This window comes from Methanobacteriaceae archaeon (assembly GCA_029219465.1).
GTDB lineage: Archaea > Methanobacteriota > Methanobacteria > Methanobacteriales > Methanobacteriaceae > Methanocatella.
This window is the reverse complement of record JAQXTL010000019.1, coordinates 19,986-45,709: the sequence shown is the minus strand read 5'-3', so window position 1 is coordinate 45,709 and position 25,724 is coordinate 19,986. Positions and strand designations below refer to the sequence as shown.

The window sequence follows — 25,724 nt, the reverse complement described above, 5'->3', positions numbered from 1 at the left end:
TTTAGCATGATAAAAACTTTTACTCCACTTATTTATTAAATTTAACTATTTTTAGACAAAATAAAAAATTCCAAACCAATTTTCATCAAAAAATTTCAAATCAACAAAGTTTTTGAAAGAGTCCAATATATATTAAAAATAATATATTTATAAATATATTAACAAATATGGGTGAAACATGAATACTAAAGAGTTATTTACTAAATTTAATGATTCCGAAATTGATAAAATTAGTTTGAAAGAATCTCGTTTATTATGTGCTGTACTCCTATTATACTGGGCTTGTTTGGATTATAAATTCAAATATTATTCCATTAAACCCATTGTTTGTAATCATAGGTGAGAGTGCAAAAGCTTATGCATATTATTTCTTTGTATTATTGTCATTTTTCCTAGTGACATCTTCTAATCCTAAAATGAAAAAACTTTCTAATATATCTTTTCTAATCACATGTTTTATATTATTATTAATGTTTTTATAATATTTTCATATGTTTGGTTTACATAATGTAATTAATTTTAAATGTAAAACAGAATTCTTCGGATTATAGAATTCCGTTGTGTTATTTTCATGTATATTATGTATGTTTTTAAGAAAATATGAAAATCCTATGCAAATTATTGCTCTAACTTCCGCAATTACAGGATTTGGAGGATTTCTTTACTATTTAGGATCTGGAGATGATATGTATGCGAGAATAATACATTACTTATGTTATCATATTTTGATTTCATTGATGTTTGTTATGCTCCCAACCAAAAATGGAATATTCAAAAGTTTTACCCAAAAATCAACTGCAAGTCGTCAGGCATATAATGTAATGAAACATGCAATTATCGCAATTGCTCTTATTTACTCTCTTATTAAACTTTTAAGACCTGAAATCGTTCGTTATATAGGAAATATTTCCCTTGTAACAACAACATCTTCGTTAGTTATTGTAATAGTAATTTTTGTTTATTATTCTAGAAAATGGGTTAAACAAGATTTGGAACGTAAAATTTTACGTGAAGAATCAATTGAACTTCAAGAAACTCTTAAAAAAATTGAATCAATATCAAAAATTGTAATTGTAAACGGGGATGTTAATAACATTAAATGGACAGAAGAGCTTAATTATATTCTAGAAACACAGTTATCAGGTAACTTGAATGGATACGACGTTATTAGAAGTTTTGTTACACCAAAAGATCAAAAGAAAATCATGAATAAATATAAAAAAGTATCTGCAAATTGTAAACCTGGAGATACAATAAATCTTGATACAATTGTAGAAATCGTAACTGGAAAAGGAAACACCAAATATATCAGATTCTATTCCAGTAATTATATTGAAACTGATTTCGAAAACAGAAAAATTAATGGATTTTTACAGGATATTACTAAAGATATTGAAATTAAACAAGATTTAGAAGATTCTATTGTTAATCAGATAATTTTACTTAAAGAGGTTCACCACAGAGTTAAAAATAACTTGCAAATCATTTTAAGTTTAATTAATCTTGAATTAAAATTCAACCATGAGGACTATGAAAACATCTTAAAGAAAACTAGAAACAGAATTCTTTCAATGGCTTCAATTCACGAGCAGGTTTATAATTCTTCAGATATTACTCACGTTAACTCTGATGAATATCTTAAATTGACCTTGGAAAACTTATTTAACTTATATTCCTCTAACATCAAATTGCATCTTGATATCATATCTCATGAATTACATATGGATAAAGCAATTCCTCTTGGTTTAATAATAAATGAATTAGGTTTAAACTCAATAAAATATGCATTTGATGATGATGAAAAAGGTAATTTCTATGTTAAATATAGAGAAGAAAACAATTTATGCAAATTAACCATTTGGGATGATGGTAGAGGACTTCCTAAAGACTTTGATGTGGAAAAATCAAGAAGTTTAGGATTTACCATCATTAGAAATTTAACAAAACAAATTGATGGTGAATTAGAAATTTTAGATTTACCTGAAGGTTTTGGAGTTAAAATTAATTTTAGAAACGATTTATAAAAAAAAGAAATGAGGATAAAACCTCATTAATCTGTTTTATTTAATTCTTCGATTTTTTTATCAAAATCAATGAATTTACGAGCAAGTCCTGAGAAATACGGGATGTATACTTTTGAAAATGCTACTCTTTCTGGATTTTCACCCATTTCAGCAATTCTATCTTTTACTCCGTGGATTTTACGTTCTACTTCATCATACATTAAATCTCCAGGGAATTCACCAATAAATACACCGTCAGCACCATTTTCAAGTGCATATTGAATATGTCTTGGTCTTACACGATTTACTGAAATTACTTTTATAATATGAATAGATTCAGGATAGGATAATCTGTTTACACCAATATTATCAGCAGCAGTATAACCGATATTATCCAAGAATACCAAAATCATACGTTGGCCTTCTTGTTTTTTAGATAAAACTCCTTTGATTGTAGATATGATTTTCTCATCAATGTTACCGTTAACTGTAATAGCTCTTTGATTACATCCGATAAGACATTTACCACATCCAGTACAGCTCATTGGATCAATATAAACCTCATCATTTTGTATGCTCATGGATTTATATTTACATCTTGATATACAATCTCCACAGACAATACATTTTTCTGTATCAATTTCCGCAATAAATGGTTCGATTTCTACACCACCGTAGTTATATTCATTAACTTTTGATGCAGCTGCAGTTGCCTGCATAATTGAATCTGTAATGTCTTTTGGATCTTGTGCGGTTCCACATACAAATATACCCTGTACATCTGTTGTAACTGGTTTGATCTTAGGGTGAGATTCTTTAATAAATCCATCTTCAGTAGTACCTACATTTAAGATTTCTGCAATCTCTTCGGTTCCTTCTGATGGTTCCATTGCAGTTGATAAAACAACCATATCTGCTTCAATTTCAACAAATTCTCCTTTGATTGTATCTTCTGTTCTTACAATGAAGTTTTCACCTTTTTTAACTACTTCACCAGGACGTCCTCTAATGAAACGTACTTCATTTTCCTGAGTGTGCTTATAGTACTTTTCAAACATTCCTGGAGTTCTAACATCAGTATAACAGATTAGAACATCTGTATCAGGATATTTGTGTTTAATAATATTAGCATTCTTTAAAGCTACTGTACAGCAGACTTTAGAACAATACCTGTGTCCATCTGGTTTTTCATCTCTTGAACCAACACATTGAATCATTACAACACGTTTTGGAACTTCTCCATTTGATTTTAAGAGTTTACCTTTTGTAGGTCCATTAACTCCAGTAATACGACCTAATTCAGATTGTGTTATTACATCATCATAACGTGTGTATCCATATTCAGGTCTTTTTTCCATGTCAAAGAGTTTATGGCCTGTTGCTACAACAACGGAACCTACTTGGAGAGGAATTCTTTCAGGTTTTCCTTTAAGCCTAATAGCTTTCATATTACATTGTCTAAAACAATCACCACATTTGGAACAGTTATCCATATCAATAACATATGCTTCAGGATAAGATTGACCAAATGGTCTGTAAATTGCTTTTCTTAAAGATAAATTGTCATTCCAGTCGTTTGGAACTTCAACTTCACATACTTCAGCACATTTACCACATGTAATACATTTGTCAACATCAACATATCTTGGAGATTTCTCCAATATTAAATTGTAAGTTCCAGCACGTCTTTCTGCTTCAATAACTTTAGTATTTGTTAATACTTCAATATTTTCGTTCCAGACAAGCTCATTTAAAATTGGATTTAAAAGACACATTCCACATTCTTCTGCAATTTTTACAGGTGAAAATACTTTACCAATTTTAGCCATATGTCCACCAATGGATGGGGACTGTTCAATTAAGGTAACTTTTGTTCCCTGTTTGGCAAGAGATAAAGCTGCGTTCATTCCAGCTATTCCTCCACCAATAACTGCTACTTCATCAGGAGTTTGACAATAAATTGGGTCTACTGCATCTGATTGTTTAACCTTTTCGATAGATGCATTAATAAGAGTAATAGCTTTATGAGTTGCTTTTTGTTTGTCTGAGTGTACCCAGGAACATTGTTCTCTTATATTTGCCATATCCATCAAATATGGATTTAATGGTTTAATATAATCCTGGAATATTTTTTCGTGGCTTATTGGTGAGCATGCTGCAACTACAACACGGTCTAAATCATGGTCAAATATTGCATCACGAATAATTTTACGTCCGTTAAGTGAACATAAATTTTCAAATTGTCCAATGAATTCTACATCAAGTGCTGCTTTTACTTCATCTAAATCAATAGTGTCAGAAATGTTTCCTCCACACTCACATAAAAACACGCCAATTTTTAAATCATCCCTCATTTGTTGACCTCCTTCAATTCATTAATTACTGAATCTATTGGTACAGTATGAGTTTTAGCACCTATTACCTTATCTAAATCTCCACCCATTGCTAGTGCAAGGAATTGGGTGATATTAAGGTGAATAGCTTTGAATTTTCTACCTTCACGTTCTCCAATTAAGTGTTGGTATCTGTCAAATTGAATGTGACAGTTAGGACATAAATGAACTAATATATCTACATCTTCATCTGCTATTGAGTTCATTTTGTCTGCAGTTACATTAAATGATAAATCAGGATTGGAGTATCTTTGTCTAAATCCTGTTCCGCATGTTGTACGTTTATAATCATACCATCCTATTGTTTTACAACCACATTCTTCAATTAATTCATCAAGAATATTAGGATCTCTTACACCACCAATTGTGTCTTCATAGTGTACTTTACAGTAGTGACATCCATGGTGAGTTGCAATAGTATAGTCACTTAAATCATATTTGATATTCTTTTTAATTTCATCTTTTTTACCATATAAAATATCTACTACATGGAAAATGTTTTCAGTTGGTTTTAAATCATCTTTTTCGTATTTTAAATGAGATAAACCATTTTCATCAAATAATGTATTGATATGATTTCTTAAATCATCTTTAGTGTTGAGTAATTTTACTGATTTTTTGTTGATTGCATAACATGTTGCACACATCATAACTAGATTTTTACGATTTAAATCACTAGCTACTTTAAAATTACGTGCACCTATAGCTGTTGTGTCTACCTGGTCAAATACATCTGAATAATGTCCAAGTCCTGTACAGCAGGTTTGTTTTTCTGATATTGCATAATCAACACCTAATTTATCAAATACAAATTTAGTTGATGCTTCAACACCAGGGTATTCAACACTAACAAGACAACTTCTAAATAGAAGAATATTTTTATCAGGAATGGATTTCATTGTTTTTGCTCCTGTGTTGCTCTAATTTTTTCTATTTTGTCCTTAAAACCAGTAATTGTTAAGATTTTACTTACTTCATCAATTACTTCTTCAGATGGCATTAAAGGAGGATCAAGTTTTAATTCTTCTCTGATTTCATCAAGATTCATTCTGAAATCCCACCATCCAGGAACATCGCGGTCGATGTCTTCGAAGAATATTTCAGGAATTGCCCCAATAGCTGCTGTGAAGTAGGAATCTGCAAATCCCATGTATTCATAGAGTTTGTCATATCCTATTTCATTTTTAATTGCGAATTGTTTTAAAATTTGATTAACTTCACATACACTATTTCCTACAGGACATACACTATGGCAGGTGTAGCAATAAAAACAATTCCAGATGCAATCATCTTCAAGTATTGTTAAATCTCCTTCTAATACTCTCTCGATTATGTCACGAGGATTATAGTCAGAATGCATTGCTGCTGGGCATGTTGATGTACACATACCACATTGAACACATTTTAAAACTCCATCCTCTTTTGAGTTTTTTACATCTTCAATGATTTTTTCTGCAAAATCAATGGGAGAGTCTGTAATTTTTTGCATAATAAACACCTACAATTTAAACTCTTGATTTTGAATCATTTTCTTTAATTTTAATGCTAATTTATTTCCTCTTAATCTATCGGATTGTCTACATATAATTGGAATATTTACATCATTATCATTTATTGTTAAATCAACACTACCTGTTTGCATATCAAATGCATCGTGGCGACAGTAGTTAGCACACATTCCACAACCGAAACAGTGAGCTAAATCCAATCTTTCATTTTCAAATGCATTTGTAGGACAGATTTCTTCTACAATACATGAATCACATTTAGAACATTCAGTTCTGTCATATTGTGGTCTTAAGCTATATTCTCCCCACAATTCAGCATAGTTAGTTTGAGTAAGTGGTAAATGACGTCCTTTAATATCAGAAACAGGGATATTAACCTTATCATCAGTGATTAAAAGATTATTGTAAATTTCTTCATTTAATACAGGTATTGGGATAGCTACTGTATCATAGACTTCTCCACCTTGTCCAGTTTTAAAACCACCAATATAATATGGATCCATTTGTGTTAAATCTGCTGTTAACATAAGGTTTGGTTTTTCAGCACTTGATCTTGTTCCGTTACCAAGTACATAACCCTGTGCTCCGTTTAAAAGAATTTTAGTTCCTTCTTTTATTACATTTTGAGAAACATCATTTTGAAGTGGATTTAAGTCACCACATCCTGAAAATGTTAATCCTTTTAAGTCTCCTTCAAGAGGAGTTGCAGCAAAGATTGAGGATATTGCTTCTTTATTAGGGTTGGTAAATGCAGTGTAGTTTTTAAATGCCATACGAGTACCGATTATTTGTGCTCTTATTATATCTTCTTTTGTTATTGTGTTTTTGATTGTTTTACCGTCTGCACTTTCAACTCTTACATCAATCTCTTTTCCTTCAAGAATATCTTTTAATAAGAATCCCCCACCATAATTTTTATCATGGATAGAGTGGGTGGTTCCGTGAAGTATTGCATCAACGGATCCTAACCATTCATTAGGACAAGGCCCTGCATTTGCTGGAACTCCGTTTAAGTAAACTTCATTTGCTCTTATGAATTCTCCAGGTCCAGATACAACAAAGTTTAGTATAGCTGCAGTTCCACTCATTACTCCACATGTACCACAGGTAACTACATCAACTTCATCAAAACTAGGTGTTTCGTCCTTTTTGATGAGTTTTTTAAATTCCTCTGCGGTGTAGATATTAGCTTCACCATTAGCTATTTTATTATTGATTTCATCAATTGTTCTGTTATTAGTCAATTATATGCATCCCTTTTATAATTTTCCGAAAGTATCTCCTCTTAATCCTCTTCTTAAGGTTTCAAGAGATGTAATATCTTCACTAGAAATATTACCTAAATTAACTGCATTTCCAAGTTTTAAAATGAAAAATACTTGTTGATCTTTGTTTGGTGCTTCCCAAAGAATCTTTTGTGAGTCTACATTGTCTAAAATGATATCAATTTCATCTTCTTTAGCATTTCCCTGTTTATCGAAAATTCCAATGTTTTTTCCACCTTCACGTGCTTCAACAATAACAAGGGAGGAACCTGCATCAAGTTCAGCTTGCATGTAGGAAATTCTCTCATCAATTGTTAATTCTTTATCTAAAACTGGATTTTTTTTACCTACTTCAGATAATACTTCAAAACCATTATCTACTGCATTTTGAATACATTCCAATTTAGTTTCATGAGGGATGGTTGTTGATCCATCAGAGATTTCAATTGCCTCAAAACCTAAATTATGTGCTTCTTCAAAGAATTCGTTAAGTTTATCTTTAGTATAAGCAAGTTCAAAAAGTGTTCCTCCAGTATATGGAGTGATATTGTGAGATTTGTACATTTCTACTTTTGATTTGATTATTTCCTGTTCGTGTACAATGGATGTTCCCCATCCAAATTTTAAATAATCAACATATTCCCCAGATATATCCATTAAGCTAGCTGCGGTTTCAAGACCTAATCCTTTGTCTAAAACCATTGTTAATCCTTTATTTCTAGGTTTGTTCTCACGTTGTATTGATAAAAATTCAAAAGATTTCATAATTTCATCTCTAAGTTAATTATATAACAATCGTTATTTATTCTATGTAATTGTAATATTATTAAATATGAAATTATAATTAATTAAACTTTGCCTTTTTAGAAAAAATAAAAAAATAATATGAAATAAAAAAAGAAGATTATTTTGCACTAAGTTCAACCTGAGATCTTGTTACTAAATCTCCAAGGGAATTACGAACATTATCTGGAATAGAGTTGTTTTCTTTATCAGCAACAACCTGTGCAATAATTTTACAAAGCACGAAAATAGCGTGTTTATGTTCTGCTTTTGTTTTATGAATATGATGAGGACTTATTTTTAGGGATATGTACTCACTGCAATCATTTGTAATTTGGTCATCTTCTGCTAAATATTTCAAAACATATACTAAAAATTGATGTAGTTGAATCATTTCATCTTTATACATATAATCTCCCCATTTTAACTAAAATCAAATTAGTTAAAACATCACCAATAAACTATTTATGAGTTAATATTTACTACTACTAATATTTATATCTTGCATTCCAAAAAACGTTACTTTATATTCAGTTAAGTATTATTCAATATAAAAACACTAAAAAACTTGAATAAAATGCAATATTTTTACTTAAATTACATTAACATCAAATTCAGTAGTTTCAATTATTTTTGGTAATTTTCCAACAGTTCCAACATTTTCCTGTGATATTATTAATACACCATCAAAAAATTCCGAATAATATTCAGCACATTCTAAACCATTAGAAACTTTCTGTTCGCTATTATCACCATTAATCTCATTTGCTATTCTTGTTGCAAGACCATCTGCAATAGCAGGGTGTTTTGAAATAACACTAACACTGTCAGATTTTCCAAAACTAATAGAATGGCCTATTTTACCAGACGAAGTGCATATTCCAAGTGGTTTTTTTCTTGGTTTTAACTTAAATGCAATATTATTTCCCAAAATCGGATTATTTGAATATATGCCGCATAAAACAGTTTCATCATTAATAATAGCTATATCTCCACCATTTTCAACAATGGAATATTTAGAATCATTTTCAATCAAATAATCTAGAGACAATTGTGATATTGTACCTGCAACACAGGCCATAGGACCAACATCTGCAATAGTAGATGCTTCAACCATCTTTCTTACTATTAATGGAGCATTATCTTCACATTTAATGGGTTCTAGAGATACTTGAAAATCCGGATTTTTAAAAATATAATTTTTTAAGTCTCTTCTTAGAAAAAAAATATGATTTTTAAGATTATGATTATCAATATCAGTTTTAAGCCTTAGATGTGTCTGTTCAATCACGATTTCAGATACGTTCATAATTATAATATTAATACTATACATTATTAATTTTTTTAGTTTAGTAAAACGTCAAAACTATGATATAATATTCAGTTAAGAAAAATTAATTTATATAAGAAATAATAAAAGTATAAACCAATGAAAACAATAGCTATTGGTGTTGGAGAAAATGAAAATATAATACAGGCATGCCATATTTTTAAAGAAAAACACCCAAAAACAAATTTAAAACTAATATATCGTGATAAAGATATGGTACAAGCAGTTTTAGATGATAAAATTCATGGTGTAGTTCGCGGATCACTTCCCGCTTCAAATATCATGAAAGAATTAAAAGCAGTCTATCCAAACATCACAAGAGCAACATATGTTAATGGAGATGAATATGAATTTTTATTAACTCCTGTTGGAATTGATGAAGGTGAAACAGTTGAAGATAGATTGAATATTGTTAAAAACTGTATTGACTTTTTAAAAAGACTTGGAAAAACACCAAAAATCGCTGTTCTTGCAGAAGGAAGAAAAGATGATTTTGGAAGAGGACCTGAAGTATCACAATCAATTACTGATAGTGAAAAACTAACAGAACTCATTAAAGAAAATACTGATGAAGAAGTTGAAAATTACTATATATTAGTTGAAAAAGCAATTAAAGATGGATGTAACGTTATCGTTGCTCCAAACGGAAGAGTAGGAAATATTATTTTCAGAACATTAGTTTTACTTAATTCATGGCCAAGTTATGGTGCAATAACCTTTGGAATGGATAAAATATACATTGATACCAGTAGAGATCAAAGTATTGAAGGATATGTTCGCAGTCTAACATTAGCCTATGAATTAGACAATTTTTAAATAAGGATGAGATAAAATGGCAGAAAATATACTTTACAGGTTATATGAATGGTACATCTCAAGAGGTTTAGTTCCCGAAAAAATGCCAAAACACGTTGCTTTTATTATGGATGGTAACAGGAGATTCTCAAAACTACAGGGAAACATTGATGTTGTTAAAGGACATGAAATAGGTGTGGACATTCTAGAAAAAGTATTGGATTGGAGTATTGAACTTGGAATTGAAATTATTACCGCTTATGCTTTCTCAACAGAGAATTTCAACAGACCCGAACATGAAGTAGAAGGATTAATGAACTTATTTGTTATTAACTTTAAAAAATTAGTCAGCAATCCAAAAATACACAACAATGAAGTGAAAGTAAAAGTAGTGGGTAGAACTGAATTACTCCCAGACAATGTAAAAGAAGCAATTAAAGAAGCAGAAGATGCTACTGCTCATTACAATAAAAGATTCCTCAACTTAGCTATTGGATACGATGGACGTTTAGAAATTATTGATTCATTTAAAAAGATTATTAAAGACGTACAAGACGGAAAAATATCTATTGATGATGTAGATGAAGATCTTGTAAGTAAAAACCTCTACACCGGTGGACTTGATGATCCTAACTTAATTATCAGAACCAGTGGAGAAGTACGTTTAAGCGGATTTTTACTCTGGCAATCATCATACTCTGAATTGTACTTCTGTGAAACTTTATGGCCTGAACTTAGAAAAGTTGACTTTTTAAGAGCTCTTAGATCATATCAGGCAAGAGACAGGAGATTTGGTGCTTAATATGATGGATACACATTGTCATATAGACTTTGAAGATTTTGATAACGACAGAGATGAAGTTATTAAAAGAGCTAAAGATAAATTGGACAATGTAATTGTTTCAGGTTACAGTAATGACAGTAACCTTGATGTATTACAGCTTTCAAAAGACAATCCTGGTTTTATTTATCCAACATTTGGTTTTCATCCAGTAAGTTCACAAAATTCAACCGAAGAAGAATTAAAACTTGCTCATGAAAACATTATCAAACATATTGATGAAATTGTAGCTATTGGTGAAGTTGGAATGGATTACTTTTATGTAACTGACAAAACATTACGTGAAAAGCAACAGGAAATATTTACCAGTTTTTTAGAGCTTGCTAATGAATATAATGTTCCTATTGTAATGCATGTAAGGGATTGTGAAAAAAAGGCTGTTAATATTATTGAAAACTATGAAGAAATTCCTTATTTTGTTTTCCACTGCTATGGTGGAAGCCTAAAAACTGCAAAAAGAATAATGAATATGGATAATGCTTATATGAGTTTTTCCACAATGGTTTGTTATTCTAAAAAACATCAGGATTTAATTGAAAAAATCGATTTGGATTATGTTTTAACTGAAACCGACAGTCCTTATTTGGCAATGACCAAAGATGAGAGAAATGAACCTGTAAATGTAGTAAAAGCAGTTGAAAAAATAGCTGAAATTAAAAATATTGATATCAGTAGTGTTGATGAAATCACTACCAATAATGCACGCCGTATTTTTAATATCTAAACCCATTTTACATTTGCTGTTGTAAATACATAATGCTGTGAGAAAACAGGATTATAAAGTTTATTGGTTGCATCTGTTGAATTAAAACTAATTGCAACTGATTTTCTTAAATTATAATTAATTCTATCCCCAATTGAAACCAACTCATCACTATTAAACTCTTTTGAGCTTTTTGCATATACCTTAAACTGGATTCTTTTTTTATTATAGTTATTGTCCATTCCCATTTCCAAATAAGAAACATTAACCAGTTCAACACAATAGGGATTTAAAATATTCATATCTGAATTAGAATACTCACGGTATGTATCTATATGATATATTCCACTTGATGTTAGTGCAATTCCTTCTATAGCACCACTTCGAGCTGCAGCCATTGCGGTATTTAATTCATTCTGATTTGCAATAAATATAACAGAAATCATGAAAACAAGGACTAATACACCAAATAAAAACAATAATTCTGCAGAAATTTGAGCTCTACTATCTTTCATTGTATCACAATCTTTCCCTCATTTTTTGAAATTAAATACTTCTTTCCACTAATTAGCTTATATTTTGAATCTATATTTAGTAAAGGAATCATAGATTCTCCTTTTTTATTGTCATATTCAATTATTAGTCTTGATTTTTCAACAGTTATTTCAAAATAACCTTTATCAGATGGTAATTTAAGATACTTTGAATATCCCTCACCGTTTGAGTTTACCTGACTTATAACATTAGAAACTTCATCTAAAATAAGTCTATGAGTAATTGAGTTTTCAATATTAACAGTTGCATCTATAATTGATGATGAATAAAATAACAAACTACAGGCAATAATAAATATCATAAATAATGCAAAAATGTATTCAGCAGAAATAAAACCCTGTTCATCCATATTTTTTAATTAATTTAACTGTTAATAAAGTTAACTTATAATAAAAGTCAATTATGATACATAATTATTAAATAATACCTTAAATAAAAATCAAGGATATGAAAGGAAAAGTTATATTCATTGGTGCAGGTCCTGGAGATCCTGACTTAATAACTGTTAAAGGAAGAAGCGTTATTGAAAAAGCTGATGTAATAATTTATGCAGGTTCTCTTGTTAACCCAGATGTTTTATCTCCTGCTCGTGATGATTGTGAAATTCACAACAGTGCTTATTTGAATTTAGATGAAACTGATGCAATAATTACTGAAGCTGTTAATGAAGGAAAATTAGTTGCTCGTGTACATACAGGTGATCCTTCCATTTATGGTGCAATTGCAGAACAAATCCGTGAACTTAAAAAACATGACATTGAATACGAAATTATCCCTGGTGTAAGTTCTTTATTTGGTAGTGCCAGTGTTCTTGAAACTGAATTAACATTACCTGAAATTTCTCAAAGTGTTATTATTACACGTCCTGAAGGTAGAACTCCAATGCCTGACGGTGAAAGTTTAGCTAGTTTTTCAAAACATCATGCTACTATGTGTGTTTTCTTAGGTGTGGGTATGATTGATAAAGTAGTTGATGAGTTACTTGTAGGTTATGAAAAAACTACTCCAGTAGCTGTTGTTAAAAAAGCTACTTGGCCAGACCAAGAAATAATTAGAGGAACCCTCGATAATATTGCACAAAAAGTAAAAGATGCTAATATAACAAAGACTGCAATGATTATAGTGGGAGATGTGTTAGACCCTGGTGATTTTAATCCATCTAAGCTATATGACAAAAACTTTAAACATGAATATAGATAATTTTTATATTCATTATCTCTTTTTTAAAAAAAAATAAAAAAAAACAAGTATTCACACTTGTTTTAACAAAACTATTTAATATTCTTCTTTTGTTCTTTTTGCTTTATATCCTACAACTAATAATGCTATAATAAACAGGACACAAATAATAAACCTTAAATTGAATTCATCTTTGCTATTATCTATTTTTTTACTAACTTCATAGGATTTTTGTTGATCATTACCAGCAAGAATACCATTTCCACCAGCAGAAGCTGAAGAAGCACTAGCAATAGAAATACCAGATGAACCATATGCATAATGAGTTGAGTTTAATTGTCCCTTGGTTGATTGAGAACTACTGTTATTAGGATTATTCCCAATTACATCATTAGCATTAGTATTATTGGAAGAAATACCATTAGAAGCAGAATCTGAATTTAACCAACCTAATGACAATCCAGTACCCTTAAATGGACTATTTAAATAAGATTTCAATGAATCAGAATATTTATCAACATCCATTACAGCTACAGGTTTAGAACCATCAGTGTTATTTACAATAACATTATTGCTTCCACCTGAAATAGTTACAACTCGATTTCCACCATAATTATTTGCATTTAGGATATTATTTGCAACAATTGAATCTGTAACTGTTGATCCACTGCCTCCTTTAAGAGCAACAGCATAATCACCGTTGACAGTTACATTATTGTACTGAATATTGTATTTATGGTCTCCATTTGTAGTTTGAGAATAACTCACACCATAAACATTGAAACCTTTTTCAAATTTATTTACAGTACTGACAATGATTGTGTTGTTAAATACAACATCGTTTGAGTCTTGTAATTCAATACCTGCAACTAACGCCCATTGATGTTTACTAGCAAATCCAGTAACATTGATAAAATTACTAATAATCTCAAGTTGAGTAATTCCATAGTAATTTTGTGAGTAAATACCAATGTTTGGACCGTTACTAAAACTAGTAAGTCTATTAAATGCAATAGTGATATTTTCAGCCTGCCCAGTTACTTGAATTGGATAAGCAGTACCATGAGCTTCTTTACCCCCAGTAGTGTAAATATCAATAGTATTGCCATAAATTATAACATTATTACATAAAAACACATCTAAACCATATAAGTAATTAACTTCACCTTTTTTAGTGATGTAATCTCTTTGAGTGATTGTATTGTGCTCTATTGTTGAATTATGACATGCATAGATAATTACAGCATCCAAAGTAGGTTCTCCAAGAGCAACACCATTAACTTCACAGTAGATATCATTATTGAAGAGTCTTAAATTAAAACAGGAGTCTGCTGCAAAACCTGTAACAGCTTCCATTGATATACCACCATATATCTCAGCCATCCAATCAACAGGTCTTAAAGGCAAAGAACAGTTAATTTTATTGCCAGATACAATAGCATCACGTGTATTAATTAAAACAACCCCATAATTATATCCTTCATGTAATGCATTACCATACATATAAACTGTATTATTAACCAATTTAACATCAGATAAATCTTTATCTAATCCGTTTGAATAAATTCCAAATCCTGTGCAGTTTTTAGGTACAGTATAATTAAGTGCAACATTATAAACAGTAACGTTATCTGCATTAATTAATATACCTGCAAATTCATTGTTAGAGAACTCTTTATTCAAAACAAAGTTTAAATTAGTTAACATTACACCATTTGCTTTAATATTAAAGACTGTATTGTTAAATAATGTATTTTTCCCAGTTATTTTGGTATTTTCACCATCAATTGTAAAAACGCCTTTATCTACAAAAGAACCCTGGAAAGTTAAAACTTTGCCATTATAATCCTTTTTTAAAACATTATTATCATCAAAATACATTTTATAATTTCTTTGGTTGATAATAATATTATCTGTTGCTTTTGATTCAGCGCCAAGCAATTGAGAATCATAAACATAAGAAGAATCGGATTTTAAATCAATACAATCACTATTTGAAGCACTACACATAGTTGCATTATCAGATACGGCAGAAACTACGCTTATACTTAATAATAAAAGTATTAAAAATACAAAAATTTTCTTCATATAAAATCCTCATTCTTTACTATTTTAATAATTGTAAAGTAAATTTAATAAAATAAGTAAAATAATATTAATAAATTATTAAATATACTTTACTAATCATATATTTAATAAAGCATCCTATTAATATTTAATTGATAAAAAAAGAAAATTTATTTGAAAACTTTTCTAAAAAAGAAAAATACAAACTTAGAAAACAACTTTTTAAAGATGTTTAATTTAACTTCAGGGGCAAATTCCTGACTAACCAATTGTGAATCAAACCAATATTTTTTATCTGCAGGAATTGGATCATCACAACATGCCATTGCCCTCCATACATTATAAGATATGATATTAGAAAATTTAGGAGAATGCATTTTCTTTGATTCAACATCACGAGCAAATTTTTTTGCTGTTTTATTGATTTTATCTTTCTCAAGTGAATCTTTTCCACCACATGCAAAATGAAGTTTATAGATATTATTTACTCCCCAATATTTTAAATTCTCATCAATATAATCAGCAACCTTTTTTTGACCTGCACCAGCAGTTGTAACAACTACAAGAGCTTTTTTAGTAAAAAACTGAGGCCTGTGATATAAATAAGCAGTATGATCAAAGAAATTTTTTAAAAGAGCTGTTACATTCATTGAATAAACAGGAGAACCAATAATAATTCCATCACATTTGCGTATTTTATCCATAATTGGATTAATTATATCATAGTGAGGACAATACTCTTCACCCTCCATAATACATTTATAACAGCCATTACACATTGGAATTTTTTCTTTAGCCAAGTGGATTTCTTCAAAATTCCCATCAAAATTACTAATTGCCTGTTTTATAACACTATATGTGATTTTCTTTCTTGGTGAACCGTTAATAATTAGATAATTCATTTAATTGCCAAGCCATTTAAAAAAATAGAGTAAAAATACAGATTAATTAACTGTATTTATCTTTAATTTCGTTCATTAATCTTAATTTGTCAAAAGCAACATCGTTTGAAGCTCTTCTAAGACCGCAGTCAGGATCTAAAATGATATTGTCTTTTCCGACAATTTCAATAGCACAACTTACCAATTCATCAATATCTTTAATGTCATCTACAGTATTAACTGATGAATCAACACATCCAAATCCTACTTTTTTATTGCCAAGTAAAGATGCATTTTCTTTAAGAACATCAAGGTTGACATTATTTCCTGCAAATTCCATATCTAAAATATCAATATTGAATTTAGCTAAATCTTTGAATGCATCAGATAAAATACCACATACATGCATACCTAATGGTACTTCTAATCCATCCTGAATGATATCAATAGATTCTTTTGCAGTTTTCATATCTACCATTCCAGTTGAAAGGAACGGTTCATCAATTTGAATGTAAACTGGATCTACTTTGTTAACTATTGCATCAACTTCACATTTTAAACTGTGTGCCAAATCAAGGATAGCATCTTCTTTGTTTTTGTAAAAAGATTCAATTCTGGAAGAATGAATAATAGTATTTGGTCCTGTAATAATTCCTTTTATTCCATTACCCTCAGGAATTTTACCACCATAATAATCACTCATTACTTTTTTTGCATATTTCATATCCTTAATTGAGATTTCCTGAGTTGGATTTCTTATTTTAGATACAATTACAGTATTTCCGTCTTCAATTTTCATTCCAGGAATATATTTAGTAAAAATAGAAACCATGTCTCCTCTAACTTGGCCGTCTGAAATTATATCAACACCAGCATCAAGTTGAGCTATTACACTATTTTTAATAGCTTCTTTAAATGGGTCATACATTCCTAATGTATTTAATAATTTATCTTTAAAATTAGATGGTGAACTTTCCTTGGCCGGAAAGCTACCTACAACTGTAGATTTCATTTTTTATTACCAGTATCAAGTTTTTTAATCTTTTCAACTTCTTCTTCATTGATTGGAAGCTCAACAACAGATGTTCCATGACAAGGTTTGGTGTATGGTAAAAATACAGTTCCTTTTGTTTTATCAAATCCAATTGGGATTGGTGGAATGCCAATAACTCTAACACCTAAAACTTCATCACCAGGTTTAATGTAAACTAATTCATCTGCTTTGAATCTAATAATCATTGCACAATCTTTAAATCCTGCTTTTGAAGCGTGGATTTCATAATCATCTGATTGTTGAAGATAAGTATCTAAACAAAATGACATTTATTCAAACTCCTTGATAGCTTTATCAAATTTAACTTTAATTGGTGAAGGATTATGGAATGCTCTTACAGCTGCAATTAAAGCATTGCTTCCACTTTCTTCAATCATAGAGACGAATTCTTCAATTTCATCCATATCTCTTGAGAATACTAATGCAAGGGATTTTGTATTGAGAATTTGGTCAAATGTTACGAAAAATGAAGCTGCTGCATCTTTATGTACAAAACCAACAAGTAAATCATAATCTCCTTCGTTGATTTCGCCTAAAGTTCTTTCCAAATCAACTAAATTAAGGTTATATAATTCTTCAGGGTCAGATATTCTTACTAATTTTGATGCTGCAGGATTAGCTGCAATTGTTGTATCATAACCCATTTTTGTTAATTTATTAGAAGCATAAACTGCCATTGGAGTTTGTGCTGGAATTTCAGGACATCCGAGTAAAATTAAAGCTTTCATTCAAATACCTCTTTATGATCTTGTTTTTAATGAGACAACATTAGCTAAAATCAATGTGCCTAAGAATATAAATGTTAACAATGCCATACCGTTGATGGATCTGTTAAAGATGAATAATCCGATTAATGCTTGTGAACAGAATGCTGCTAATGCACCTGTTAATAATACTTCTCTTCCTAAGTATTTTTTATTGTTTTTCTCTCTTTTTTGTCTGTACATTTTTAATACTTTAAATCCAATGAGGATAGTTCCAAGTACGAATACCATTAATCCTATAAGACCTAATATTCCAAAGTCGAATCCCCAACCGAATATACCTGGAAGCATGTAATCGATTGTATCTTTTTGGTTTACAAGAACACCAAAGAACACTGGGAATGGTAATCCGAATAATAAGATTAATTGCATAGGTAAAGAGATATAACCTTCTGCAAATGCAGTTCCATCTGCTCCCCAGTATGAAGCCTGTGCATTATGTCCTATTAATTGAATGTTGTTTAATACCATTTTAATACTGGATAAGGAGTATTGTTCAATCCTACCAATCCTTAAAAGTGGTGAGAAAATTGTCATACCAGTTACACGAGCAAGAACTTCAAGGAATACAAAACCTACACCTGCTGCACCAACGAACATCATAACTCTTTTTAAAGTAAATACAGATTTTTCTCTGAAGGATTTGGAAATCATTAAGTATCCTAAGAATAATCCTAATAACCATAAAAGTAAAAATGATCTGTGCATTAATCCACCAAATACAGTGATTCCACCTAAGAATAAGATAACAAATCTTCTAAGTGGCCTAATATCTACACCTGATTCCGACATTACCTTCAGTGAAGCAAGTGCTGTTACAGTACCAAGTAATGCAATTGGTCCAAATGGGTGTGTAAATTCTGCTTGACTTGAAAACAAGACAAGAAGCGCAATATCCGCACCAAATAAGAGTGTTAAACCTCCCATTAAAAACAAGGATAAGAAGGTTACAATACTAAGTGACAACGGAATTAAGTTGAGACAGAAGACTAATGATACAAATAACATTACTCCTACTTCAACAATTAATTGTAAATGGTTTTGAGCAATTAACAACATATTATAATCACAATTTTCTTTTATTTTAAAAAATTAAGTGGACTGACCGGGATTTGAACCCGGGGCCTCCGCCATGCCAAGGCGACGATCTACCATCTGAGCTACCAGCCCAATAAATAAATGAATAAATAATTCATATTAAATATTTAAAATTAGTATTATATAACTATTTACCATTTTTAGCTAAATCATATAAATTATCTATTATAATTTGGAATAAGTCATCAGTTTTAAGGTCAATTTGCTTGTGAGGATTGACTATAAATTCTAATGCCTTATGAATAACTTCATCAGTATCCTGAGAACGATACATTAAGCCTTTATCAATGTAATATTGATCAACAGATAATGTTTCTCCAGGATAACATGAAATAACAGGAGTTTGCAAGATTGCAGCTTCTCTGTTCATTGTACCTCCAGCACCAATGACCAAATCACATTTTTTGATAATATTTGAAGTATCTACTGGTGGTTTTAAGATTGAAACACCTTCAATACCTTCAAAAATCCTAGCCTGTTCTTTAAATCTTGGAAGAATTAAAATATTAGCAAAATCTTTTAATTCATCAACAATTGGAGAGAGAACTGATTTGCTGCAGTCAGCATCCAAGTAAGATGCTAAAGAAGGTTCAGGTCTCATTAAGATGGTTTTAGGATGAGTTAAGTTAAGGTTTAAATCATCAAAGATATTGTCATTATATTGGAAATCTTTAAAGTGCATTAATTCTGAAGTTCCATTATATGAGATAATGGAGTTTGGATCTGCACCGAATTTCATTAGTTTCCACATGTCAATAATCTGTGGTGTAATAATCCTGTCACATAACGGGAGAGTCAATTTATTAGCAGCTAATGCATGCTCATTGTCAAGAACATATAAACTTGGAATTCCTAAACCAAAACTGATTCTAGGAAGTTCAATAGAGTGTTTACTAAGTGCAACATCTACTTTTTCATCATGTATAACATCAACAAGATTATATACTCTTGAAGTACTCTCTTTTAATTTATCATAAAGGCTTACACCATGTTTACCAACAGAAATGAAATCAATATCATACATTTCCATTAACTTATGGATATCACCAAATTGCCTTGCTGTAACAATTACATCCTCACCTTCAGCTTCTAAATATTTAATAACGTCTTTAAAAAATCTTACATGAGGTGCATTTGAGATATCTATCCATACTTTCATAAAACCACCAAATAAATTTAGTTCATAGCTTCTTCAATAGCTCCAATAATTTCATCTAATCCAATACCTTGTTTAAGGCTGGATTTAATAATTTTAATATTAGGATTTAATTTTTTAGCATCAGCAACCATTTTGTCTGCATCTGCACCAACAGCATCTGCCAAATCAACTTTGTTGATTACAACAACATCTGAGGTTTGGAAAATGATTGGGTGTTTTTCTACAGTGTCGTCACCTTCAGTAACACTTACAACGACGATTCTTAAATGGGAACCAAGTTCAAAGTCAACAGGACAGATTAAGTTTCCTACATTTTCAATAATTACCATATCTAAGTCATCTAATGGTAAATCTGCAAGTCCGTGACCTACAAGGTGTGCATCTAAATGACATTCTTTTCCAGTGTTTAAACCAACAACAGGAACTTCATGTTTTTCTATACGTCCTGCATCGAATTTTGAGATTACATCTCCTGCAAGAACACCTATTTTGTAATCAGTATTATCAATAATTTCTTCTACAAGTGTTGTTTTACCAGAACCGATTGCTCCTACAAAATCAACACAGAAAATGTTTTTATCATCTAAATTTTTTAAGTTTTTATCTGCTAATCTTTTATTAGCATCCATAATATTTTTTGCAACTTCTACATCAGCGACTTGGTGCATATTTCTTCCTCCTTAATCTTAAGCATCATCAGGCTTTTCTATAACAATATTTTTAACAATGATGTCTTTTCCATTTAATACTTCTACTTTAAGACTATCACATTCAGGGCATTTAACAAGAGGTGCATAATGATCACTATCATCTAGTATAGCTTCACCCTTGAAATTACAATCATAACATTCCATTTCTACTGGAATTTCATTAAAATTGATTTTAGCATCTTCCATTATAGTATTTTCAATTAAAACACCTAAAATAAATTGTAGTTGTTCTGGATTAATCATAGCTAATCTTCCAACTTCAATTGTAACTTCATTAACTTCAGTAGCATTATTTTCATTTGCAGTATCTAATACTGCATTAATTATGCCTTGAGCCATAGATAATTCATGCATTTTACTACTCCTTAAACATTAATATTATAAGTATAGTTTTGTTAATTAATAAAACTATGTAATTTATTTAAATATTGATTTTAATAATATATATTAAGTTTTACCTAAATCATATGGAGATAAAATTATGACCTACAAATCTAAATTCGGTTTTGGATGTATGAGACTTCCAACAACTGACGATAATGACCCAACATCAGTAAATCAGGAATTATTTACACAAATGGTTGATTTATACATGGAAAAAGGATTTAATTTTTTTGATACATCCTATGCATATCATGACGGTACAAGTGAAACAGCCATTAGAAAAGCATTAGTTGAGAGATATCCACGTGAATCATTTGAAATTTGCGATAAAATGCCAACATGGTTATTAACAAATGAAAAGGACAATGATAAATTTGTTAATGAAATGCTTGAAAGACTTGGAATAACATATTTTGATGTATTTTTAGTTCATAATATTAACACACCATGGCTTAAAAATGCAATTAATGCAAATACCTTTGAATATGTTAAAAAAATGAAGGAAGATGGCATTGCACGTAAAATTGGATTTAGTTTTCATGAAAAGGCAGATTTATTAAAAGAATTTCTTGAAGAATACGGTGACATGTTTGATGTTGTTTTATTGGAACTTAACTATCTTGACTGGGAAGATTCATCAATTGAAGCACATAAATGCTATGACTTATGTGTTGAATATGGTTTAGATGTTTATGTAATGGAACCGTTAAAAGGTGGAGTTATTGTAAATCCTCCAGAAGATATTAAAAATGATTTTAAAGAGTTTAATCCGGATAAATCAATAGCAAGTCTTGCAATAAGATTTTGCGCATCACTTGATAATGTAAAAATAGTATTAAGTGGTATGAATAAAATGGAAGATTTAATTGATAACTGTGATACCTATGAGAATTTTAAACCAATAGATAAAACAGAAGAAGAATTTTTAGAAAAAATGGCTCAAAAACTTGCAAGTAAACTTGCTGTTGCATGCAGTGAATGCGGATACTGTGTAGATTCCTGTCCTGAAATGATACCAATTCCAGAATACTTGAGTTTGTACAATACAAGTAAAAACCAGCCTGAATCCAATATTTATAAATTGTACTTTGAAAAAATAGCTGATGAGAAGGTTGCTGCTAGTGAATGTACCTTCTGCGGTTCATGTATAGACTATTGTACTCAGCAAATCGATATTCCAAGTGTATTGGAAGAAGCTATTGAACACTTTGAAAATGGATTTTCCCCATACAAATAATTAGGAAACTCTCATTTTCAATTCATTAACCATTTCACCATGTTTATTTATTTTTATAGCCATTCTATAATATTCAACTGCTTTTGGGAAAAAACCGGAATGATAATGAATCAATCCCATTAATGCTAAAGCTTCAGAATGCCTTGAGTCAAAATCAAGTAATTTTTCTAAAATAGGTAGTGCTGAGTCCAAATCACCCTGATTAAATAAATCATATGCTTCCTCAAATAATACTTCCACATCATCAAGACTTGACAATTGTGTTTCACTTTCAACTTCGCTCTTTTTTGTTAAAAGTACTTCAAGTTCATTTGCCATTTCATTTGATTTATCAATAGCTAATGCTTTTTTAGTAAAAAGAAGTGCGATGTCTTTTTGATCTTGATTATACAATATCTGAGCCATTAAAGCTAGTGCTTTTACATGTTTTTTATCATTTGATAAAATATTATTTAAAATATCTTTTGAAGATGAATAATCTCCGGATTTATATAAATTATATGCTTCACCAAATTCACCAGTTTCAACAATTTCTGCTTCAACTTCAATTATTTCTTCTTTTTTACCTGCAAAATCATTAGAAATTAGTTTTTTCATGTATTCCAGGATATATTTGGTTGCTCCTTTGTGAAGAGGTTTATTATCATTTCCACATTTAGGAGAATAAATACATGAAGGACATCCTTTTTTACATTTACAGTTGTTTAATAAATCAATGGTTGAGTTTAATAAATCAACAAAAACATCAACTGCTTTTTCTGTAATTCCAATACCACCTTCATATCCGTCATAAATGAAAATTGTAGCTTCCTGTGTGTCTTCGTGATAATTTGTTGAAAGACCACCAATATCAAATCTGTCACACATTGTATGAAGTGGGAAAAGTCCAATTAAAGCATGTTCAACACCGTGAAGTCCACCTTCAAATACTTCTTCATCATTAGGAAACATGTCTTTTAGAGTATCTTTAACTTCTTTTGGTATTGTAAACCATAATCCTTTAGTATTGAATGTTAATGGTGGTAAATCAAGTGGAAATGTTCCCATTGGTTTTGAGAAATGCATTTTCTTGTATTTGTAATAATCTTCACTAACAGTAAGTTCTCCAAAGTGAATTAATAAATCACCATATTTTGTTTTTGATAATTTCTTTTTGATATTGGTTTCAGTTTTGTTTAAAACCATAGTATGATAATCAATTGTTTCTTTGGATACATTTACATAACCTTTTTTAAGATTAACACTGTCTACAACATATGTATCCCCTTTATTGATTAATATAGCTCCTTCATGAGCTTCACGATAAACCTGAGAACGTTCCATTGTTTCAAGTAATCTTCCATTAACCATTACTTTGAATTCTTCTGATGAAACCTGATCTAATGAATGGTCCATTGCAGGATTGTCATCATATGGATACATGAAATCTCCACGGTGATTTTCATATAAATCCTTTTTAGATACAAGTTCATCTATAACATCCTGAGAAACTCCAAAGTATTTTTCTGACTCTCCTCTTTTAAGAGGCAATTCTTTTGCAGCACATAATAAATGAGCTTCCTGTAAAATAGGATTTGACAAGTCAATAATTGCGTTTTCATGAGGTTTATCAAAGAAAAACTTAGGATTGTTCATGAAATACTGATCTAGCTGATTTTCAAAAGCAATTAATACAGCTATTGATTTTTGGCTGCTTCTACCTGCTCTTCCAGATTGCTGCCATGTTGAAATCATAGTTCCGGGATATCCTGAAATAATAACAGCATCAAGTGATCCGATATCTATTCCAAGCTCCAATGCATTTGTACATGTAACTCCAAGGTATTTTCCACTTTTAAGACCTTCTTCAATTTCACGTCTCTCTTCTGGATGATAACCTGCTCTGTATGCTGCAATCCTATGAGCCAGTTTTCCTTTAACCTGAGTCATGTCCTTTTTAGCCCACATTGCAATTAATTCAGTGGTTTTTCTTGAAACAGTAAAACATAATGTTTGGATGTTTTTAAGCATCATGTACATAAAGATATTTTCAGTTTCCATATGTATGGAAGGTGCATTTTGAGTGTACGCCTTATTTCTAACATAATTCTGGAAAGGATTGTATAAAATAAAGTCTTTCTCACCACTAGGAGATGTATCATTGTCCACCAATACAAATTCTTCACCAGTTAATCTGTTAGCCAATTCCAATGGATTAGCAAGTGTTGCAGAAGATAAAATAAATTGTGGATAAGAGCCGTAAAAGTTAGCTATTCTTTTTAATCTTTTAATTAAAAATGCAACATTTGAACCAAATACTCCTTTATAGTAATGAGATTCATCAATTACAATATATCTGAGGTTTTTGTAAAATCTTGACCATTGGTGGTGCCAGGACAATATTAAATGCAACTGATATGGATTTGTTAGAACAATTCTTGAGTTTTCACGAATTCCTCTTTTTTGTGTTCTTGGAGTATCACCGTCATAGGTCTTTGGATCTATATCAATATCCAGTTCTTTTTCAAGATTTTCCAAAACATGTAACTGATCGTTGGATAGAGCTTTAGCAGGATAAATATAAAGTGCTGTTGCATCCTTATCCTCAACCATGGTCTCCATTATCGGTAAATTAAAAGCCAATGTTTTTCCTGATGCAGTAGGTGTTGTAATAATTACATTTTCACCATTTTTAATTGCTTCATATGTCTCAGATTGATGTTCATATAATTTTATGTCCTTTGAATCAAGATATTCAACAATCTTTTCGTTTAAATCATCAACTTTTTTAAAACTAGCCTTTTTAGCAGGTATTGTTTCAATATGTGCGATGTTTTCTCTAAATCTCACATCATTTTTGAACATATCTATATTGTTTATCTCAGACATAATACCAGCTAAAATTAAAATTAATAATTATATTTTAATCAAAATAATATTTAAATAATTCGAGTATTCACTATTTACTTTTCAAATGCTCTTAACATTATTTTATAATATGCAAAAAACATAAATTAAATTATATTAAATTTGAGG

At 30.2% G+C, this 25,724-nt stretch carries 25 protein-coding genes and 1 tRNA gene; 6 read left to right on the top strand and 20 right to left on the bottom strand.

Annotated elements, in window-relative coordinates; all coding sequences use genetic code 11:
* Positions 1-584 precede the first annotated feature (584 nt).
* Complete coding sequence (locus PUD86_08400; protein ID MDD6777299.1) at positions 585-2,024, top strand: sensor histidine kinase; 1,440 nt, start codon at positions 585-587, stop codon at positions 2,022-2,024.
* Between the two features lie 26 nt (positions 2,025-2,050).
* On the opposite strand, the gene PUD86_08395 is transcribed toward PUD86_08400, so the two are convergent.
* The 7 genes from PUD86_08395 to PUD86_08365 form a co-directional block, all read right to left on the bottom strand.
* On the bottom strand, positions 2,051-4,357 hold the full coding sequence (locus PUD86_08395) for an FAD-dependent oxidoreductase (protein MDD6777298.1): 2,307 nt from the start codon (positions 4,355-4,357) through the stop codon (positions 2,051-2,053).
* The gene (locus PUD86_08390; protein ID MDD6777297.1) at positions 4,354-5,295 is read right to left on the bottom strand and encodes a CoB--CoM heterodisulfide reductase iron-sulfur subunit B family protein; all 942 of its coding nucleotides are present in this window, start codon (positions 5,293-5,295) and stop codon (positions 4,354-4,356) included. The genes PUD86_08395 and PUD86_08390 overlap by 4 nt, the downstream gene beginning before the upstream one ends.
* Positions 5,292-5,885, bottom strand: coding sequence for a 4Fe-4S dicluster domain-containing protein (locus PUD86_08385; GenBank protein MDD6777296.1), 594 nt, complete (start codon positions 5,883-5,885; stop codon positions 5,292-5,294). Before PUD86_08385 ends, PUD86_08390 begins: the two co-directional genes overlap by 4 nt.
* 9 nt (positions 5,886-5,894) lie before the next feature.
* Entirely contained in the window at positions 5,895-7,148 is a 1,254-nt protein-coding gene (locus tag PUD86_08380) for a methanogenesis marker 16 metalloprotein (GenBank protein ID MDD6777295.1), read from the bottom strand.
* A gap of 15 nt (positions 7,149-7,163) precedes the next feature.
* Positions 7,164-7,934, bottom strand: a complete 771-nt coding sequence (comA, locus tag PUD86_08375) for a phosphosulfolactate synthase (GenBank protein ID MDD6777294.1) — start codon at positions 7,932-7,934, stop codon at positions 7,164-7,166.
* A gap of 139 nt (positions 7,935-8,073) precedes the next feature.
* The gene (locus PUD86_08370; protein MDD6777293.1) at positions 8,074-8,361 is read right to left on the bottom strand and encodes a UPF0058 family protein; all 288 of its coding nucleotides are present in this window, start codon (positions 8,359-8,361) and stop codon (positions 8,074-8,076) included.
* Positions 8,362-8,544: 183 nt separating this feature from the next.
* Complete coding sequence (locus tag PUD86_08365) at positions 8,545-9,261, bottom strand: UPF0280 family protein (protein ID MDD6777292.1); 717 nt, start codon at positions 9,259-9,261, stop codon at positions 8,545-8,547.
* Positions 9,262-9,381: 120 nt separating this feature from the next.
* Here PUD86_08365 and mtxX point away from each other — a divergent pair, with 120 nt between their 5' ends.
* Genes mtxX through PUD86_08350 form a run of 3 tightly spaced genes read left to right on the top strand, consistent with a single transcriptional unit; the run spans position 9,382 to position 11,642 of the window.
* Positions 9,382-10,098 carry a methanogenesis marker protein Mmp4/MtxX gene (gene mtxX / locus PUD86_08360; GenBank protein ID MDD6777291.1) on the top strand — a complete coding sequence of 239 codons (717 nt, stop codon included), beginning with the start codon at positions 9,382-9,384 and terminating at the stop codon, positions 10,096-10,098.
* Between the two features lie 16 nt (positions 10,099-10,114).
* The gene (gene uppS, locus PUD86_08355; protein ID MDD6777290.1) at positions 10,115-10,879 is read left to right on the top strand and encodes a polyprenyl diphosphate synthase; all 765 of its coding nucleotides are present in this window, start codon (positions 10,115-10,117) and stop codon (positions 10,877-10,879) included.
* Position 10,880: 1 nt separating this feature from the next.
* Positions 10,881-11,642, top strand: coding sequence for a TatD family hydrolase (locus PUD86_08350; GenBank protein MDD6777289.1), 762 nt, complete (start codon positions 10,881-10,883; stop codon positions 11,640-11,642).
* On the opposite strand, the gene PUD86_08345 is transcribed toward PUD86_08350, so the two are convergent.
* Positions 11,639-12,136: a hypothetical protein gene (locus PUD86_08345; GenBank protein MDD6777288.1), complete on the bottom strand. Its 498-nt coding sequence runs from the start codon at positions 12,134-12,136 to the stop codon at positions 11,639-11,641. The genes PUD86_08350 and PUD86_08345 overlap by 4 nt on opposite strands.
* Complete coding sequence (locus tag PUD86_08340) at positions 12,133-12,525, bottom strand: hypothetical protein (GenBank protein ID MDD6777287.1); 393 nt, start codon at positions 12,523-12,525, stop codon at positions 12,133-12,135. Before PUD86_08340 ends, PUD86_08345 begins: the two co-directional genes overlap by 4 nt.
* A 98-nt stretch (positions 12,526-12,623) precedes the next feature.
* Between PUD86_08340 and cobM the strand changes: the two genes are divergently transcribed.
* A complete protein-coding gene (gene cobM, locus PUD86_08335; GenBank protein MDD6777286.1) occupies positions 12,624-13,376 on the top strand; it encodes a precorrin-4 C(11)-methyltransferase in 753 nt (250 codons plus the stop codon).
* Positions 13,377-13,451: 75 nt separating this feature from the next.
* Here the strand turns inward: cobM and PUD86_08330 are convergent, their stop codons facing one another.
* The 10 genes from PUD86_08330 to hypA form a co-directional block, all read right to left on the bottom strand.
* Positions 13,452-15,443 carry a hypothetical protein gene (locus tag PUD86_08330; GenBank protein MDD6777285.1) on the bottom strand — a complete coding sequence of 664 codons (1,992 nt, stop codon included), beginning with the start codon at positions 15,441-15,443 and terminating at the stop codon, positions 13,452-13,454.
* 149 nt (positions 15,444-15,592) lie between these two features.
* Positions 15,593-16,324 carry an NAD(P)H-dependent oxidoreductase gene (locus PUD86_08325; GenBank protein MDD6777284.1) on the bottom strand — a complete coding sequence of 244 codons (732 nt, stop codon included), beginning with the start codon at positions 16,322-16,324 and terminating at the stop codon, positions 15,593-15,595.
* A gap of 46 nt (positions 16,325-16,370) precedes the next feature.
* A complete protein-coding gene (locus tag PUD86_08320) occupies positions 16,371-17,315 on the bottom strand; it encodes a methionine synthase (protein MDD6777283.1) in 945 nt (314 codons plus the stop codon).
* Entirely contained in the window at positions 17,312-17,626 is a 315-nt protein-coding gene (locus tag PUD86_08315; protein MDD6777282.1) for a DUF1894 domain-containing protein, read from the bottom strand. The genes PUD86_08320 and PUD86_08315 overlap by 4 nt, the downstream gene beginning before the upstream one ends.
* Entirely contained in the window at positions 17,627-18,085 is a 459-nt protein-coding gene (locus tag PUD86_08310) for a DUF1890 domain-containing protein (protein ID MDD6777281.1), read from the bottom strand.
* Positions 18,086-18,097: 12 nt separating this feature from the next.
* The gene (locus PUD86_08305; protein MDD6777280.1) at positions 18,098-19,180 is read right to left on the bottom strand and encodes a hypothetical protein; all 1,083 of its coding nucleotides are present in this window, start codon (positions 19,178-19,180) and stop codon (positions 18,098-18,100) included.
* A 38-nt stretch (positions 19,181-19,218) separates the two neighbouring features.
* Positions 19,219-19,291: transfer RNA gene (locus PUD86_08300), tRNA-Ala, on the bottom strand.
* A 55-nt stretch (positions 19,292-19,346) separates the two neighbouring features.
* Complete coding sequence (locus PUD86_08295; GenBank protein MDD6777279.1) at positions 19,347-20,378, bottom strand: DUF354 domain-containing protein; 1,032 nt, start codon at positions 20,376-20,378, stop codon at positions 19,347-19,349.
* A gap of 17 nt (positions 20,379-20,395) precedes the next feature.
* Positions 20,396-21,046 carry a hydrogenase nickel incorporation protein HypB gene (gene hypB / locus PUD86_08290; protein ID MDD6777278.1) on the bottom strand — a complete coding sequence of 217 codons (651 nt, stop codon included), beginning with the start codon at positions 21,044-21,046 and terminating at the stop codon, positions 20,396-20,398.
* A gap of 18 nt (positions 21,047-21,064) precedes the next feature.
* Positions 21,065-21,442, bottom strand: a complete 378-nt coding sequence (hypA, locus tag PUD86_08285) for a hydrogenase maturation nickel metallochaperone HypA (protein ID MDD6777277.1) — start codon at positions 21,440-21,442, stop codon at positions 21,065-21,067.
* Positions 21,443-21,569: 127 nt separating this feature from the next.
* On the opposite strand from hypA, the gene PUD86_08280 reads away from it, so the two are divergent.
* A complete protein-coding gene (locus tag PUD86_08280) occupies positions 21,570-22,709 on the top strand; it encodes an aldo/keto reductase (GenBank protein MDD6777276.1) in 1,140 nt (379 codons plus the stop codon).
* Here PUD86_08280 and PUD86_08275 read toward each other — a convergent pair whose 3' ends face one another.
* Positions 22,710-25,577, bottom strand: coding sequence for a DEAD/DEAH box helicase (locus PUD86_08275; GenBank protein MDD6777275.1), 2,868 nt, complete (start codon positions 25,575-25,577; stop codon positions 22,710-22,712). It lies immediately after the preceding gene.
* Between the last annotated feature and the right edge of the window lie 147 nt (positions 25,578-25,724).